Genomic DNA, 15,414 nt, shown 5'->3' on the forward strand with positions numbered 1-15,414 from the left:
GCCATGAGTGAGTGGAAAATCGCCCTGATTGCCGGCGGGTCGGCCATCCTGGGCAGCCTGGTGACCGGGCTTTTCGCATGGCTGGCCGGCTACCGGCAGGCCAAAGGAGCTGAGGCTGCAGGCAATGCTCAGGCGAACGCGCTGTTAGCCACCGTCCAGGCCACCCTCGACGAACAACGCCGCGCCCGGGCGGTGGAGCACCGGCGTCAGGTCTACGTCCAGTTCCTCGGGGTAGTTGAAGAGCTCCTCCTCACCGTGCCGTCGGGAGACGAAGCCGCCTTCGTGGCTTTGGCTCCTCGGCTCGCTACGGCTCGTGGCGCTATAGAGATCGAAGGCTCCCGAGAGGTCGCTCGAGCTGCAGCGGCGTACATGAACGCTCTCGTGGAGAGAGTCGGCGCCCGTGGGGTTCCTGGCCCTCGAGTGTCCGATGAAGTGCCCAACTTGCGGCAGGCCTACTTCACGGCAGTGCGGCAGGCCCTCGACGAAACCTGAGTGGGATCCAAGGCTGGGCGGGACTGGGCCCCAGTAGGCGGCGCGGCCCTGTCCTGACGCCGCAATGCTTACGCGATCACTGCCAGGGCGGAGCTGTCCACCCCGGGGGTGAGCGACGTGACCTCCGGTCCAGGTCTGTCATGCAGTACGGCGCCAGGGACCACTCCTGTTTCACCACAAAACTACGGCTCCGAACCAGGCATTGGTTAGGAAACCACTGCGGCTGCCAGCGGGCGGGCAACTATTCGCAGGCGACACCGTCTCCGTCGGCGTCGAGGTGGCGGCCGTACCCGTCCTCCCCTTGGTGAAGGGGTGCGACGCCATCCGTACGCGCGGCGGCGCAGTTCTCGTACTTGTGTTCCTCGTCGTACCGGGCTCCGAAGCTGAGCCCGACCTCGATGGTGAACCTGATCTTCCGGGCTTCGGGCCTTTTGCGGAGCTTGATTGCGTAGTCGAAAGTGTCGCGTCCGTAGAAGCCGTCGGCTGGCGTGTACAGCCCGGTGCCGTCCTAAACCGTGAGGGTGCCGTGCTCGGGACCGCGCTGGATGGTCAGCTCGACATCGTTTGAACTGAGGCCCTTGTAGTCGTCCAGTTAGCGGTCATCGGCTCGGAGTCGTACGCCAACCTGCACGACCAGCTGCTGTCCTGGCAGGCGTGCGAGCCGCTGGTTGCCGAAACGCGGCGCGGTGCTGCTGGTCCTGGACAGTGCGTCGAGCGCCACACAGGTGGAACCGTTGCTGCCAGGCGGGGCAGGGCCCTGCCACTGACCTGACAGATCGCCACGAACCGGCATCAGGCGACTATGTCGAAGCCTTGCTGACAGAGCGAGGTCAGTGGCATGTGCCACGCGCGTACCGCCTCGGAGTACGAGCGGCTGGTTGGCCGGGCAAGGCCCGCAGGTGGTCGTCGGCGGCGCCCGCGGTGTTCGCATAGTGGTCCAGGAGCCCTCGGATCTGGCGGCTTCGAGCGGTGGAGCGAATTGATCTTTCGAGCGCGCTGTGGCTGGACCGAGCAGAAGCTCACCGCCACAGCCGCGAAGGTGGACGCCGGGTACCCGGACAACGCGGACCTGACCATCGACACCGCGTCGGGGAAGATCGTGCTCACCCCGCGCAAGGACAAAGACCGCCGCCAGTCCGCGCAGGACCTGGAGGCGGAGATCCTGCGCCGGCTGCCGGAGTGGAGCCTGCTGGACGTGCTCGTCCGCACTGCGTACTGGATCCGGTGGTGGCGGCACTTCGGCCCGGCCTCCGGAAGCGATCCGAAGATCCGCGACAAGCTCGCCCGCTATGTCCTGGCGGTCTTCTGCTACGGGACGAACGCGGGGCCCGCGCAGGTCGCCCGGCACATGCGGCAGAAGGTCTCGGTGCACGAGCTGTCACTGGCGGGCAATCAGCACATCACCGCGGAAAAGCTGAACGCCGCCTCGGCGGACGTGATCGACATGTTCATTCAGCTCGACCTGGCGCACGTGTGGGGCGATGTCGGCAAGGCCGGGATCGACGGCTCCCAGTACGACACCTGGGAGAACAACATGCTGGCCGAGTCCCACATCCGGTATGGGGGATGTGGTGGCATCTCGATGAGGCACGTGTCCGATACCTATATCGCGCTCTTCAGCCACTTCATCCCGTGTGGCGTGTGGGAGGCGGTGTATCTGTTCGAGGGCCTGTTGAAGAACCAGTCCGAGGTGACCGTGGACATCGTCCACGGAGACACGCAAGGCCAGTCGCTGCCTGTCTTCGGGCTCGCGCACATGCTCGGGGTGGAGCTGCTGCCGCGCATCCGCAACTGAAAGGACCTGACTTTCTACCGGCCCAGCGTCACGACGAAGTACCAGCACATCGACCCGCTGTTCGGCGACCCGCAGAAGGACGTCATCAACTGGCGGCTGATCGAGAACCACTGGCAGGACCTCATGCGGGTGGTGCTGTCGATCCGCGAGGGGCGGCTGTCCTCGGCCGCGCTGCTGCGCAGGCTGAGCAACGAGTCCAAGCGCAACCGCATCTACCAGGCGTACCGCGAGCTCGGCCGGGTCATGAGGACGATCGTGCTCCTCAGGTTCTTGTCGGAACCGGAGCTGCGCGAGTCGATCCAGGCGATGACGAACAAGGTCGAGGCGTTCCACAAGTTCAGCAACTGGCTGATGTTCGCCTCCGACGTGCTCCAGGACAACGACCCGGACCACCAGGAGAAGACCATCAAGTTCAACGAGCTGCTGGCGAACTGCCTCATTTTTCATACCGCGGTGGACATTACGAAGGTGGCCAATGACCTCATCGACGAGGGGTGGGAGGTGGACCCGGTGGACCTGGCCACCGTCACCCCGTACATCACCAGCAAGACCCGCCGCTTCGGTACCTGGCACCTGGACTTGGAACCGCCCGAGAACGAAGCGGTAGGGCGGCTACAAATGGCCGCTTGACGGTGTGGTCATGCCATGAACTGCGCCAGTACAGCCGAAGGGGCACCCGAGCTCCAATGGCGCGCGCTCTGCAACCACCTTGTCGAAGACGGCCCGCAGCTTCGGCTCACTGTTGGGCAGCTGCTTGTCGAAGACCTTATTGCCGGCCGGGTGAGTCCGTGGCCATGGTGAGCGGTCTTGCTGACGTCCATCCCGAGGAAGACGCTCACGTTCGCCGATGTCGACATCGTGCTCCCAACTGCTTCGGTGTGGTGCTGGCCAGGGAGTTGGAGACGGCTCTGGTGGCGAACTCCCGGCCGTGGATGCACTCGGTCTCGATCAGTATGATCGCGGTCGGGACGGCCATCGGGCCTTGGCGAAGTGCGCAGGCCGGTGATCACGCCTAGCGTGGAATGGGCGAATAGTGCAAGAAGCCCCCAAACGGTGTTGTGTTGCGTGCCCTGCCGAAGGGCACCGACCTTCGCCCCCGAGGTCGGGTGCTCGCGCGCTTCGGCCGCGCTCACGCCGACCCGTCCGACCGACGAAGCCTCGACGGCAGGGACGTTCCGATGGACATCGAAAACATGAAAACCGCACAGCGCATCACAGCCGGCCAGGCGGTCCGCACCACAGGATCAGGCACCGTCACCCCTGCTATCGAGACGGAGAAGTTGCATACCAGTCCGTTCTTCGGGGTTGCGCTGGAAACGGTGGATCCCCCACCCAATGTCAAAGTCAAAGTCAAAGTTCAAATAAGTGGTGTTTTCACCCTTCGCAGCCTGGGCTCCGACGGTGGTAAGTCCGGCGCGGTTGGAATCAACAGTTCGGGACAACTCGTCCGCGCTGCAAGTGAGGAATGCGTGAGCGCTCCGAACTGGATCGGCGACTGCGATGCTTCAGGCACGGCGACAATCCGCCCCCGCCGCGACACGCGCCTGAGCGTGCTCGACTTCGGAGCAGTGGGAAACGGCAAAACCGACGAAAACGCTGACGACGCGGACGCGATCCAAAGCGCCCTGGACTGCGCGATGCGACTCGACTCTACTGACGGCAGAGTCGTCTACCTCCCGCCGGGAGAATACCGTATTAAGAAGCCACTCGTTATCTCGAACGGTTGCATTCTGGAGGGTGTCGGCCTTGCTCGTCATGACGAAACCAGCCGCATACTCGCAGATGTCATCTCCGGAAATTTCAAGCTCAAAATAGGTGCAGTCGGCGGGGAGACCGTTTATTGCGCAATTGCCCTGGTGGGCTATGCAACCGGATTGGCCATGACGCCCCCTCGCGGCCGTGCGGACTATGCTGTGCTTCGTCAGCTCGCCCTCCATTCGATCCCCGCTCAAGGGACGCCTGCCGCCACCTTCCAGGCTCCGCAGATGGATGGCATACGAGTTATGGCGACCGGCGCATGCATCGAGAGAATGAGCGTTGTCAGTTTCAGGCGTAACGGAATAGAGATATCCTCAAACCTCGACGCGCCAGCGGTCGACGTCAGCACCGTGCAGATACGTGATTGCCTTCTTACCAGCAACGGCCAAAATGGGCTCGACATCGGCAGCCTGGGCAACGACAACGCCAGTAACATGCTAATTATGAACGTTTCCGCCACGGCAAATGGGCGTGATGGAATTTGCGACAATTCACGATTTGGCTCCACCTTCGTCTCGTGTCACACTGCAGCAAACCGACGCCGAAACTATAGCTGTGACGGCGAATCGAGGCCCTCCGTGTACGTCGGCTGCTACGCCGAAGCCGATGCACCATCGGTATTCAAGAGTAGGAATACCGCTGTCATTGGAGGCGATATAGACACTACCTCCGACTCGGTGTTTTGGGGCTTCAACTCTCTCGGCAAGGGACCTTCTGCACTCCGCGTGGTAAATGACTATTCCAAAGTGCACAAGTATTGGATCGCCGAGGCGGGGGTCGATATCGAGGAAGGCGAGGAGCAGACGCCCCAGAAGGGACCCGGGAACGGATACGTATATCGAGCAATTCGCGCCGGGCATACTCGTGGAGTGAACGGCCTACCTCCCGAAAATAAGGGCATGCCTGACTTCCCGCCGGTGGTCGGTGCAAAGCTGGAAGAGCTCGATGGTTTGGTGTGGAAATGTGTGAGAAAAAATGAGCCTCAGGTCACAACGTCCAACACCCTCGGCAGCTATAATGAGGATCCCACGATCATTCATGATTTTCAGATCGTGACGGTGGACGGCAAGTTGCAACTCGCGGGGGACTCCCTCTTCCGCACCCAAGTCCAGACAGCACCCGCGGCTATCAAGGGCAGGGTTGCAGTGTCCCTTATTAGTGGGGTGTCTTTTCCTCCGATGTACTATCAAACCGCGTACGAGAACGGTCCGTTTCCCGGCGCGCTGATGCTTCCGGAAGCCTGGATCGGAAACTACAACTACGGCGAGCGGCGAATCTGTGTTGTGACTGGCGGAAATCCCTACAATACCCGTGTGGGTAGCTGCAATTTCTACCGTCCGGGTGATCTGCTTGTCAACGCCGTCAGAGGTCAAACGGACCCAGACGAGATCGGGTGGACGGTAAAGGCTGCGTGTGGAAGGGGGGCAGCGGCTTCTTCCTGGGCTAGCGGGAAGCACTATAAGATTGGAGATATCGTCAAGCCGACGCCCGTCAATGGCTTCGTGTATCTGCTGCACGCGTACAAACCCGGTGACCCGTTGGACCCGCACAACAAGGTCTCCGGTCCAAGTCAGCCGCTGTCCTGGAACCCGGACGTGCCCCAGCATGTTGAAGACTTGACTGACGACAATCACCTACAGTGGATGACACTCTATGACTTGGACGCAAACAATTGGTGCATTGAACCGCTTCCACAGCGCGCGGAAAAACAGACGAAGTCGAATGCGACTAGCATTGATCAGCTGAAGAATGATTTCAACGCACTTCTTGACAAGATGAGAAAGGCGAACCTGTTGGAATAGCGGAGGCGCGGACGGAACTGATGTCGGGGATGCCGCATCTCATCGAATCCGACAGTGGGTCAGCTGAGCGTGGTGAACGTTGACGACACAGCGGGCCGGTGGCGCTTCGAAGGCGGCGAGTGTTCCAGGATGAATCCCGTGGCGCCAACGCCACGCCAACCATTCATGGGAGCACACAGGGCGTCGTGACGGTATGACACCGTGCAGGGAACGCATGGCGGCGGTTCTGCTTACCGGACCTCCCGCACCTGTTGGCTCGTCAGGGTGGTGCCGCGGTAAATACCGGATTTACTGCGGCAGGGCCTCTACCGTGATCACCACGACCTGCGGCGGGGTGTTCCGGCCACCGGGGTGAGGTGTACGCATTTACTGCGGCAGCGCTGAGTGGGGCGGGGCGGGCGTGACGATCGAACCAGTGACCGAACTCGGGGCCGGGGCGTGCTTCGGTTACCGCGCGCCCGGGTGATGCCGCTGTCCGCCCCGCCTACGTCGTACACCGCGGCGGTCGAGCGGTATCTCACCGGCGCGGGCATCGCGAAGTCCTCCGCGGGGATCTACCGGATCTCGCTGACGACGTGGGGGTGGATGCTCACCGGCGAACCCGCGCCGACCGGACCCGCCCGCCGGGGCGCGAAGCCGCCTGTCTTCCTCGTCGCGGCGATCGACGACCCGGCGCTGCCGGAGGTACTGGCCGAACTGGCGGCGGCGCGGGCGGACGAGATGGACGCCGACACCGTCAACCGCGAGCTGTCCATCGCGCGCAAGGCGATCGGCTGGTGGCAGCGCCAGGGCTGGATCGAAGGCGATCCCACAATCGGCATCGAGCGGCGGCCGGCGCCGCCGGACCGCACCAAGGCCCTGGCGGAGAATCAGATCGCTGCCCTGTGGCGCCTGGACGTCTCACTGCGTGAGAAGACGGTCTTCATCGCCGCGGCGACGCTCACCGTCTCCGGCTTGGCGTCGGCCGCCGGCTTCTCCGGCTCGGCGTCACCGCCGCACGCGGTCGCACTGGCCAGGACCAGACCGGCGAGCAGGACGCCGCTGGCCGTCTTCCCCCACTGAACTCTCCCCATGGCCGTGATCATGCCACGCGGTTCGTTCAGGGTGTATGACTCTGAAGCGACCGGCTCCGTGCGCGTCAGGTCACCCGACTGGGCGGGATGGTGCGCTGTCACCGGGGACAACGGGGGCCTGAGGAACCTGAGTCTGACCTTCCCCCGCTGCTTGCGCCTCTTTCTGGCTGAACCCACGGCGTGCCCGCACCGCGACCGCAGAGCAGGCGCCGCCCCCGAAGTGCCGCCGACGCCGAGGGGCCGGTATGTTTCGGGGGCGCCGCTTGCGCTGGTGCCGTGTTCCGGTGAGGCGGCGGGCCGCCGAGACCCGGTTGCGGTGCCCGAGGGTCGATGTGAGGTCGCCGGGGTTGGGGTCAGGGGGCGGTTGCGTAGCCGGCGTCGATGGGTTCGAGGGTGACGAGGTCGTCCTCGCGTCCGGCGAAGAGGTCGTTCCACTCGGGGGGCGGTGCATCGGGCGCGGTGTGGGCCGAGGCCGGTACGGCAGTGTTGCGCTCCTCCTGTTCTGATGCCGGGGTGGGTGAAGCGGCGCGTCCGCGCAAGATGACCGGTGCGGCCCGAGAGGCCCCTGGCAGGGGCTGGGGCTGAAGTACGCCATGGGGAGGGACGACAGCGATCTGCCGCTGGGGCGCGCGTACGGGTTCCACCGGCGGATTCCCTGCCAAAAGCAGGGAGAGCAGCACGGTGGTGGACTGATCGGAGAGGATCTTCGCGGCCTTGTTCAGGCGGTGTAGCTGGTCGGCGGGCAAGGACAAGGCGAGCGCGTCGGCCTGATTGCCGAGGCTGAGGGGGATCGCGACACACACCTCACGGGTGGAGTATTCCTGGAGGTCGAACTGGGGAGCTCCGGGCCCATTCCGGTCGATGTCCTCGAACAGGCGCCGGCGGTCGGTGATGGTTCGGGAGGTGAGCCGTGGCGTGCGGTGGCGGGAGAGGTGGTCCATTCGCTGCTCATAGGGCAACTGCGCCAACAGGCTCTTACCGACGGCACTGGCGTGCGCGGCGAATTTGAAGTCGACCCACTCATAGACGCGCGGGGCGTCTGGGCCGTCGGAGAACCGGGAGATGTGGACCTCACCGTCCTGGTAACTGCTGACGTATACGGCGGCGCCGACAGCGTCGCGAAGGGCGGCGAGATTGTCCTGCAGCGCAACCTCGGCCAGCCCGCCACCAGGCTGAGCCAGGACCTGCAACTGCGGGCCGGGCAGGTATCCGCCGTCATCGAGCCCATCTGCCATGCCGAGCTGGCACAGCCAGTGCAGCAACCGCTCCAGAACCTGTTTGGGCAGACTGGTCCGCTTGGCGATCTGCGCCGCGCTGAGAGCCACCGAGGATCCATGCAGGACCTCCAGGATCCGAAGGGCCCGCTGCACGGCCTTCCACTGCCCGGGGGCAGGACCCCGGCCGGGAACCTGCCGGGCGGCCACCAGCTGAGGAGCGCGCAGCGGTGAGCTGGAGAAGTAGGGACTGCGCCCCGGAGGGAAATCGAGGCGGAACGCCCTCCACACCTCGTCGGCGAACTCAGGGTCTTCAGCGCCGCTCGCGGGCAGGGGCCTTCCTTTGGTCTGCGCGAGCAGGACCCGGGCATCGCCGTGTCCCTGCCGCGCGGCTTCCTCGACCAGGTACGACACATCGCCCTGGACGCCGGGAGCCTTCACCCGATTGGCAACGGCTGCGAGCCGGAACAGCGCACCGGGATGGCCGTGTTCGGCGGCTTTGCTGAGCCAGTCCGTGGCGGCCTCCAGATCGTTCCTGCGCAGTGCCCTGGATCCGAGCTGGTAGCAGGAGTTGGCGTGGATGCGAGCCTCGAGCAGTGCGCTGTCGGCAGGGTTTCCGGGCTCGGTCGCAGCCCAGTCGCCTTCCGGGCGATCCCAGAAATCGGCCGGTCCCTGCAGCCGCGCCATCAAGCCGGTGAGCCGATCGGCGATCCCGGTCTCGCCGTGGGGCTCGCAGGGGCCTTCGTTCCTCACTTCATTCACCTGAGTCCCTTTCCCCCCGGTGCTGCTGTTTCCGCTCTTTTTTGAGACGAATATGCCTCCGGAGTTTGTGCCGCAGTTCCTGGATAGCTCGGGAGCGCTGTACTTGGACCTGCTTGCGGGGTATGCCGAGCTCGGCACAGATCTGGTCGTCCTCCGCGCCGCCGCTCTGCAGCTCGACGACCGCATGGCGCTGCGTGGGGGCCATCTTGCGGATCGCGCGCTTGACGGCGTCCAGGCCCTCGTCGCTCCTCGCCTGCGACACCACCACACGGCCGGCCCCGTCCGACCCGTCGTGGGCCAGCGGCAGCGGGCGCTTCTTGCGCAGGCGATCGACGGCCAGATTCCGGGCGGCACGGATCGCATAGGGCACCGGGTCGCACTCCGGCCCGAGCTGCTCCCGCAGCCACTTGCGGGCGGTCCGCTCGTAGGCGACCTGGGCGATGTCCTCGCGCTCCGCTACTGAAAGAGTCGCGTACTTCGCCCCGAGCATCTGCCCAGCCTCCCGCCAGTAGCGGGGGTAGGCATCCACCAACTGCTCGCCCACGGGGTCCTCCCAGCGCGGCGGTCCCTGGCTGGGAGGCTCCTCGGCTACCACAGGCCATGCTCCTTGCGACCAGTCGCCGCCGCGAGAACGGGCCCGACCGTCCAGATGGTCAGTACACCTCCGTCCGCGGCTTCGTACCGCATGACCTGCCGCGCTGCACGGCGGTCGCATCCGGCCGGGGGACCGGTGAGGCAGGTGCAGGTGGTGCTGGGTGGCTTGCGGCGGGCCAGGCGCCACAGGGCACCCAACGCGCTGAGCGCGCTCACGGCGACCGGCAAGTACCCGGCCATCTCGGGGAGCGACGACATGCTGGGCTCCAACGGATCGAAGGTGTTCCGGCGCGGTTCGTGCCGGCATCCCTCCTACGGAACACCCCCCACGTAAACTAACAGCCGATCGCAACTGCCCCACAGTGGCCGGACGTGACGGATTGGGCGATCGGATCTGAACGTTTATGCAACGGTTCGGTCTGACCGAAGTACGCCGGACTCCGAGCGTCGGGGTGAGATCCTCGGCTCGGTACGTGGGGAGAACGCCGAGTCGCGGAGGAGTGTGGGCGGACGGCAGCGGGAGGCGGCGTCGGAGGACCCGCACCGGAGTTGGATAGCCGCCCGCGAAGTGCGCCTCGGCGGCCGCCGCCTGCGAGAGCCGGCACCGACACACCCGACCCCGCCGTGCCCCGCCTTCCCCTGGCCGCAGGGCGCGGCCAGGGCCTGCAGCCTGACGGCGGGCGCCAATAGGCTTGCGCCATGAAGAACTCAACCGGCCATCCGCGCCGTCGTGACCACTTACAACCGCAACCGAGCGAAGCCGTATGGGAGGAGACAGAGGTCACCTCTCGGTACGCCACGGAAGCCGAGTTGCAAGCCCTGGGGTACAAGGGCGCTGTCCTCGTCATGCAGATCATCCGGACCACGTTCAGGGCCGACGGCACGCCCATCGGCAAGACCCTGACTATCCAGGGCGGGAGCACAGCCCTCGTGATGCATCAGAACCCCGAGGATGTGGAGGACGACGAGAGGCTCCCCGGCCCCGCCGAACCGGCGGTGCCGGCACCCCGGGGCCCGGTCCGCCGGACTGTGCGGACGTACCTCGTCGGCGTGGAAGACTCCCCGCAGACGAAGATCGGGCGGACTACCGGCACCCTCAAGTCCCGGATGGCGCAGCTCCAGACGAGCCATCATGCCAGGCTCCTTCCGCTCCTGGACGTGGAGGGCGACTACGAAGGCGCGTTGCACGAACGGTTCGCTGACTACCGGGTGCGGGGGGAGTGGTTCGACCTGACGCCACTCGGAGATCCCATCACGGTCGTCGTTGACGCCTTGGCCGAGCTGGGACTGGATATCCGGACCAACCACCGGAGCAGAGCAGAGCCCGCGCGGTCGGCCGGACAGGTGGCTGACGCCGGGCGCAACAGGGCCGCGCGCTAGGCAGCCCCACCCAGTCACACTCCGCCGGGCGGGGCAGGCACCTGGCAGGCTGTGAGGTCTATGAAGCTCACGACCCACTTCCCCAGCCATCCGGTCAGGTCTCGGTCCGGGCCGCACACAGCTGGTGCCCGCTCGCCTTGGCCTCACCAGATCCCATGTCAGTCGAGGACAGCAACTCAAGACGAGCACCGAGCAGAGTTTGAGTCGCTGGCTTGAGTCGCTGACGAACGTGCAGGTCAGAGCCCCCGTGCGGCTGCTACAGCGACTGAAGCGACTCAACTTCCGGTATATGAAGACATTTGTGTGTGCGCGTGTGCGTCATATATAGGAGGGTTCAGTCGCTTCAGTCGCTGTTACCTGCTGCGCTCAGCATCTGACCTGGTGTTTTCTCATGAGCGACTGAAGCGACCGAAGCTTGCTTGGTCGCTGAGCCGTCGTGTTCGGTCGCTGACGAGACGCTTCTGGACCAGGCAGCGACACGCCGGGCGCAGCATGTGCGACACGCTGCTACGCTCCCGTTCTGTTTTCGCTAGGCTGTGTCTGTTGTTGAGTCGCTTCGGTCGCTGTGAGGGGAAGTAGATGCCCGCTGAGCTGCGGTTTTCTCGCAGCGACTCAGGGCAGCCCACCCCTGAGCGTTCAGTCGCTGGTCTCCGTCTGGCCCGGTGGTGCGCCGGCAGTGGCTGGCCGGTCCACCCGCTCGCCCCGGGACGGAAGACGCCTGCTGCCAACTGCCGGGACTGCGCTGCGCCTGGGCACACCCATGCCGACTGCCGCTGTCAGGCTGCTGGTCGCTGGTGTCACGGCTTCCACGCGGCGACTCTGGACTACGACCGTATCGAGCAGTGGTGGGGTAACAACCCGGCCCTTGGGGTCGGAGTCGCCTGCGGCCCTGCCGGCCTGGTCGTCATTGATATCGACGCACACGAGGGTGAACCTCCCCAGAACGACAAGGCCCTTCCTGGTATCCCGATCGGCGAACATGTCGACCTTTCCGGCATGACCACCGGCTACCACTCGCTCGCGGTGCTCGCCGCCCTTCGAGGCGAGGCCACTCCCGCCGAGGACACTTCGACCCTTCGCGTCCGAACTCCCTCCGGCGGCATGCACGTCTGGTACCGGGCGACCGACGGCCGCCGCTGGCAGTGCTCCACCGGCTCCGGCAAACGAGGCCTGGCCTGGCAAGTAGACGTCCGTGCTCACGGCGGCTACATCATCGCCCCCGGAACCACCACCAGCGCAGGGACCTACGTCCCCGTCGGACACGTACGTCGCCCAGCCCCGCTTCCCGCATGGCTCGCCCACGAACTGCAGCGCACCGGACACCTACCGGCCCCTCACATCCCTGCCCCCCGGCCCGTCCCTCCGCGGGCGCGCCAGGCTGTTCTCGCCGCAGGCGGCGGCAGTGATCAGACCTCACGACTGCTTTCTGCGCTTCTTTCGGACGTGGCGGCCTGCGCCCAGCTCACGGAGGGCGCAGGCTTTACAGAGAAGTTGAACCGGGCCGCCTACACCCTGGGCGGCCTCGCCGCCGCCGGCCACCTTGCCGAATCCGCCGCGGAAGAAGCGCTGCGCCAGACAGCGGAAGCGACCCGCCCAGGCCAGACACATCGCATCGAACAGATCATCCGCAGCGGCATGACCGCCGGCGCCAAGCGCCCCCTGCACCTTGGAGGCCGCCGGTGAGCCCCGCACCCGAAACCGACGGCTTCCTCTTCGACTTCGACCCCGAGGCGGTTGCCGCCCAGATCCTTGCCCAGCCCGCCCCTACACCCGTCCCGTTCCAGGCAGGCGAGCAGGCCCACCTCGACCACGCGACCCCTGCGGGGCTGCTGCCCGACACCCTCAGCGACCGCGGCAACGCCAAGCTGTTCGTCCGGCTCTACGCAAGCGACTACCGTCACGTCCCCGGACTCGGCTGGTACCGCTGGGACACCACCCGCTGGCAGGTCGACGAGGACGACACCATCCTCTGGGCCGCCGGAGACCTCGCCGAAGCCCTCGCCAAGACCGACCCACGCGGCATCCACAGCAACCAAGCCCTGCAAAAGCACCGACGCCGAGCCCTGAGCACCTCAGGCATGAACGCCATGCTCACCCAGGCCAGGTCCGCGCCCGGCATGGTCCTGCGCGCCGAACTCCTCGACGCGGACCCCTACGCCCTGTGTACCCCGGCCGGCATCGTCGACCTTCACACGGGACTCATCCGAACCCCCCAGCCTGACAAGGACTTCCACTCCCGCTCGACGTCCACCGGCCCCAAATCGCAGCCCACCCCGCGCTGGGACCGTTTTCTCGCGGACACCTTCGGTGACGACGCCGAAGGCCGCGAGATGATCGACTTCCTCCACCTCATGCTCGGCTACTCCATCACCGGAGACGTCGGCGCCCAGGTCATGCCGTTCCTCTTCGGATCTGGCAAGAACGGGAAATCAGTCCTCCTGGACGTCCTGATGAAACTCCTGGGGGACTACGCCGACGCCGCCCCGCCCGGCTTCCTCATGGCCCGCACCTTCGACGGCCACCCCACCGAACTCGCCGAACTCCACGGCCGACGCGTCATTGTCTGCTCCGAAGTCAAGCCCGGTGACAAATTCGACGAAGCCCGCGTCAAGCTCCTCACCGGCGGCGACCGGATCAAAGCCCGCCGCATGCGCCAGGACTTCTTTTCCTTCGCACCCACCCACAAACTGTGGCTCATCGGAAACCACAGGCCCGAGGTCGGCACCGGCGGCTTCGCGTTCTGGCGCCGCATGCGCCTCGTCCCGTTCGAGAAAGTCGTCTCCGACGACCGGAAGATCGACAACCTCGCCGACATCCTCGTCACCGAAGAAGGCCCAGGCATCCTCGCCTGGCTCATCGACGGAGCTCGCCGCTACCTGGCGGGCGAGAAGGACCTCACCGGCCCTGCCCCCGTCCGCATCGCAACCACCGCGTACGCGGAAACCGAAGACCACACCGGCCGCTTCTTCGAGGAATGCTGCACCTTCCACACCGACCACAGGGCCGAGCAAGCCCGCCTCTACAGCGTCTACCGCACCTGGTGCCAGAATGAAGGCGCACCCACCATCTCCTCCCGCGCCTTCGCAGCACGGGCTCGCGAGCTGGTCGGCCTCGCCTCACCCAAAGAAATGATCTTGTCCAACTCCAAGAAGTACTACCCCGGCATCGGACTGCTCGCAGAGGAGGAGAACGCGTGAGCTCCCTCATCTCCGACGACGAAATCCACCACGAAGTCGACCTCGTCTGGCTCGAAGACATCACCGAACTCGACTACGTCCGCCAGTCCCTCGACCGCCTCCCCACCCGCCGCGGCAAACCCGCCTACCACCGCGACGGCCGCCTCGTCGGCTACGCACAACTCAGCACCAAGGCCAAACCCTCACGCTCCAGCGGCACCTTCCGCCGCCGCGTCTTCTGGCTCCTGCCCCACGACCGCGACACCGCCCCCGACGGCCTCTACGCCAGCGGAGCCCCGGCAGAAGCAGTCGACCCGACCACCTTGGCCGCCGGCAGCCGCGGCCGTAAAACCGAGCGCTCCGAACGGCCGGCCCAAGCCGCCGACGCCTGATCCGCAGCCCCGATGCCGGACCGCTGCTGCATGTTCGAATTTCAGTCGCTTCAGTCGCTGATAGGCCAGTCGTACTGCTATGACCTGCACCAATACAGGAGTGACCGAAGCCATGAGGCCGGCAGCGCTGACCGTTGCAGGCTCATAGCGGCAGCTTGGCTACCCAACCGACAGCACGTTCGCGGCTCGTCTTGCGTTCCGACGTATGAGGGCTTGTGCTCACCCGTCGGTAGTCTCAGCACCATCCGCTGATGAATCGCTATCGGGTCAATCGGCACCGGTGTCACAACCGCCCTTCCCGGCGCCGCCCCGGGCACCGACGGTTCATGGGCCGTACCGTGCCAGACCGCACTGCTTCGCTATCACTGCGGCGAGTCCCCGCGATTTCGGCGTCCAGAGCTTGCGGCTGGGACGGATCGCCTACTTCCGGCAGTTGACCGTGCCGTCGACCAATCGAGATCACGGCAATGATCTCGTCGTGGTCGCCGGGCGTCCGTATGCCGACACTGACACTTCCTACGCTTCAGGAGCCGGAGTCGGTCGTTTGCTTATATTCGACTTTCAGTCGCTTCAGTCACTGAGCACGCTGTCCTAGCACTGTGACCTGGGCTGATGTCAGCGACCGAAGTTCTGCGTCGGAATCTGACTGGGCTACAGCGCACAGGGCGCGGATCTTGTTGTGTCGATCTACCGCTCGGCTTGGGTGCCGGATACGCCGCAGGCTTCCGGAGCGTGCCGCACCCGGGGTAGGTGCGTGTGGTGGTGCGGTGGCTGCCTCGAAGGGCGGGCATTTTCGTTGTTCCCCATGCCTCCTGCCCGGACTGCGTCATTGTCGTTGCTTGGGGTCGGCGGGGGCAGCGGGCTCGTGGGCGTGCGTAATAAGACCGTGTCCTATGTGGTGGGGCATCGTTGGCCTTGCTATGGGGCGGGGTACGTGGAGTTGGATTGTTCCGGACGGGTTGTGGGAGATCGCGGA

General features: G+C 65.5%; 11 protein-coding genes and 2 pseudogenes. 8 read left to right on the plus strand and 5 right to left on the minus strand.

What is annotated here, in order from left to right:
• The first annotated feature begins 3 nt into the window (after positions 1-3).
• Positions 4-492 carry a hypothetical protein gene (locus ACFVXJ_RS26600; RefSeq protein ID WP_389665391.1) on the plus strand — a complete coding sequence of 163 codons (489 nt, stop codon included), beginning with the start codon at positions 4-6 and terminating at the stop codon, positions 490-492.
• 241 nt (positions 493-733) lie between these two features.
• Here ACFVXJ_RS26600 and ACFVXJ_RS26605 read toward each other — a convergent pair whose 3' ends face one another.
• Positions 734-988, minus strand: coding sequence for an excalibur calcium-binding domain-containing protein (locus tag ACFVXJ_RS26605; RefSeq protein ID WP_389665414.1), 255 nt, complete (start codon positions 986-988; stop codon positions 734-736).
• 699 nt (positions 989-1,687) lie between these two features.
• Here ACFVXJ_RS26605 and ACFVXJ_RS26610 point away from each other — a divergent pair.
• Positions 1,688-2,917 (plus strand): annotated as a pseudogene (locus ACFVXJ_RS26610) (transposase).
• A 66-nt stretch (positions 2,918-2,983) separates the two neighbouring features.
• Here the strand turns inward: ACFVXJ_RS26610 and ACFVXJ_RS26615 are convergent.
• Positions 2,984-3,144 (minus strand): annotated as a pseudogene (locus ACFVXJ_RS26615) (transposase); the annotation flags it as partial.
• Between the two features lie 321 nt (positions 3,145-3,465).
• On the opposite strand from ACFVXJ_RS26615, the gene ACFVXJ_RS26620 reads away from it, so the two are divergent.
• A complete protein-coding gene (locus tag ACFVXJ_RS26620; RefSeq protein WP_389665392.1) occupies positions 3,466-5,847 on the plus strand; it encodes a glycosyl hydrolase family 28-related protein in 2,382 nt (793 codons plus the stop codon).
• 438 nt (positions 5,848-6,285) lie between these two features.
• Positions 6,286-6,909 (plus strand): hypothetical protein, encoded by a 624-nt coding sequence (locus ACFVXJ_RS26625; RefSeq protein ID WP_389665394.1) that lies wholly within the window; start codon positions 6,286-6,288, stop codon positions 6,907-6,909.
• A 364-nt stretch (positions 6,910-7,273) separates the two neighbouring features.
• On the opposite strand, the gene ACFVXJ_RS26630 is transcribed toward ACFVXJ_RS26625, so the two are convergent.
• From ACFVXJ_RS26630 to ACFVXJ_RS26640, 3 genes are read right to left on the minus strand one after another with little or no spacing between them, the layout of a single operon-like run.
• Positions 7,274-8,896 carry an IclR family transcriptional regulator C-terminal domain-containing protein gene (locus tag ACFVXJ_RS26630; RefSeq protein ID WP_389665396.1) on the minus strand — a complete coding sequence of 541 codons (1,623 nt, stop codon included), beginning with the start codon at positions 8,894-8,896 and terminating at the stop codon, positions 7,274-7,276.
• On the minus strand, positions 8,889-9,440 hold the full coding sequence (locus tag ACFVXJ_RS26635) for an RNA polymerase sigma factor (protein WP_389665398.1): 552 nt from the start codon (positions 9,438-9,440) through the stop codon (positions 8,889-8,891). Before ACFVXJ_RS26635 ends, ACFVXJ_RS26630 begins: the two co-directional genes overlap by 8 nt.
• Before the next feature lie 44 nt (positions 9,441-9,484).
• Positions 9,485-9,748: a hypothetical protein gene (locus tag ACFVXJ_RS26640; protein WP_389665399.1), complete on the minus strand. Its 264-nt coding sequence runs from the start codon at positions 9,746-9,748 to the stop codon at positions 9,485-9,487.
• 441 nt (positions 9,749-10,189) lie between these two features.
• Between ACFVXJ_RS26640 and ACFVXJ_RS26645 the strand changes: the two genes are divergently transcribed.
• The 4 genes from ACFVXJ_RS26645 (at position 10,190) to ACFVXJ_RS26660 (ending at position 14,438) form a co-directional block, all read left to right on the plus strand.
• Positions 10,190-10,870, plus strand: coding sequence for a GIY-YIG nuclease family protein (locus ACFVXJ_RS26645; RefSeq protein ID WP_389665400.1), 681 nt, complete (start codon positions 10,190-10,192; stop codon positions 10,868-10,870).
• A gap of 579 nt (positions 10,871-11,449) precedes the next feature.
• A complete protein-coding gene (locus ACFVXJ_RS26650; protein ID WP_389665402.1) occupies positions 11,450-12,553 on the plus strand; it encodes a bifunctional DNA primase/polymerase in 1,104 nt (367 codons plus the stop codon).
• Positions 12,550-14,067 (plus strand): phage/plasmid primase, P4 family, encoded by a 1,518-nt coding sequence (locus ACFVXJ_RS26655; protein ID WP_389665404.1) that lies wholly within the window; start codon positions 12,550-12,552, stop codon positions 14,065-14,067. Before ACFVXJ_RS26650 ends, ACFVXJ_RS26655 begins: the two co-directional genes overlap by 4 nt.
• Positions 14,064-14,438: a DUF6009 family protein gene (locus ACFVXJ_RS26660; RefSeq protein WP_389665406.1), complete on the plus strand. Its 375-nt coding sequence runs from the start codon at positions 14,064-14,066 to the stop codon at positions 14,436-14,438. The genes ACFVXJ_RS26655 and ACFVXJ_RS26660 overlap by 4 nt, the downstream gene beginning before the upstream one ends.
• Positions 14,439-15,414: the final 976 nt, after the last annotated feature.

It is taken from the genome of Streptomyces sp. NPDC058279, assembly GCF_042881255.1.
GTDB lineage: Bacteria > Actinomycetota > Actinomycetes > Streptomycetales > Streptomycetaceae > Streptomyces.

Coding starts and splice junctions, on each gene's coding strand:
- ACFVXJ_RS26600 (WP_389665391.1), top strand. CDS start 4: ATGAGTGAGTGGAAAATCGCCCTGATTGCCGGCGGGTCGGCCATCCTG.
- ACFVXJ_RS26620 (WP_389665392.1), top strand. CDS start 3,466: ATGGACATCGAAAACATGAAAACCGCACAGCGCATCACAGCCGGCCAG.
- ACFVXJ_RS26640 (WP_389665399.1), bottom strand. CDS start 9,748: ATGTCGTCGCTCCCCGAGATGGCCGGGTACTTGCCGGTCGCCGTGAGC.
- ACFVXJ_RS26645 (WP_389665400.1), top strand. CDS start 10,190: ATGAAGAACTCAACCGGCCATCCGCGCCGTCGTGACCACTTACAACCG.
- ACFVXJ_RS26650 (WP_389665402.1), top strand. CDS start 11,450: ATGCCCGCTGAGCTGCGGTTTTCTCGCAGCGACTCAGGGCAGCCCACC.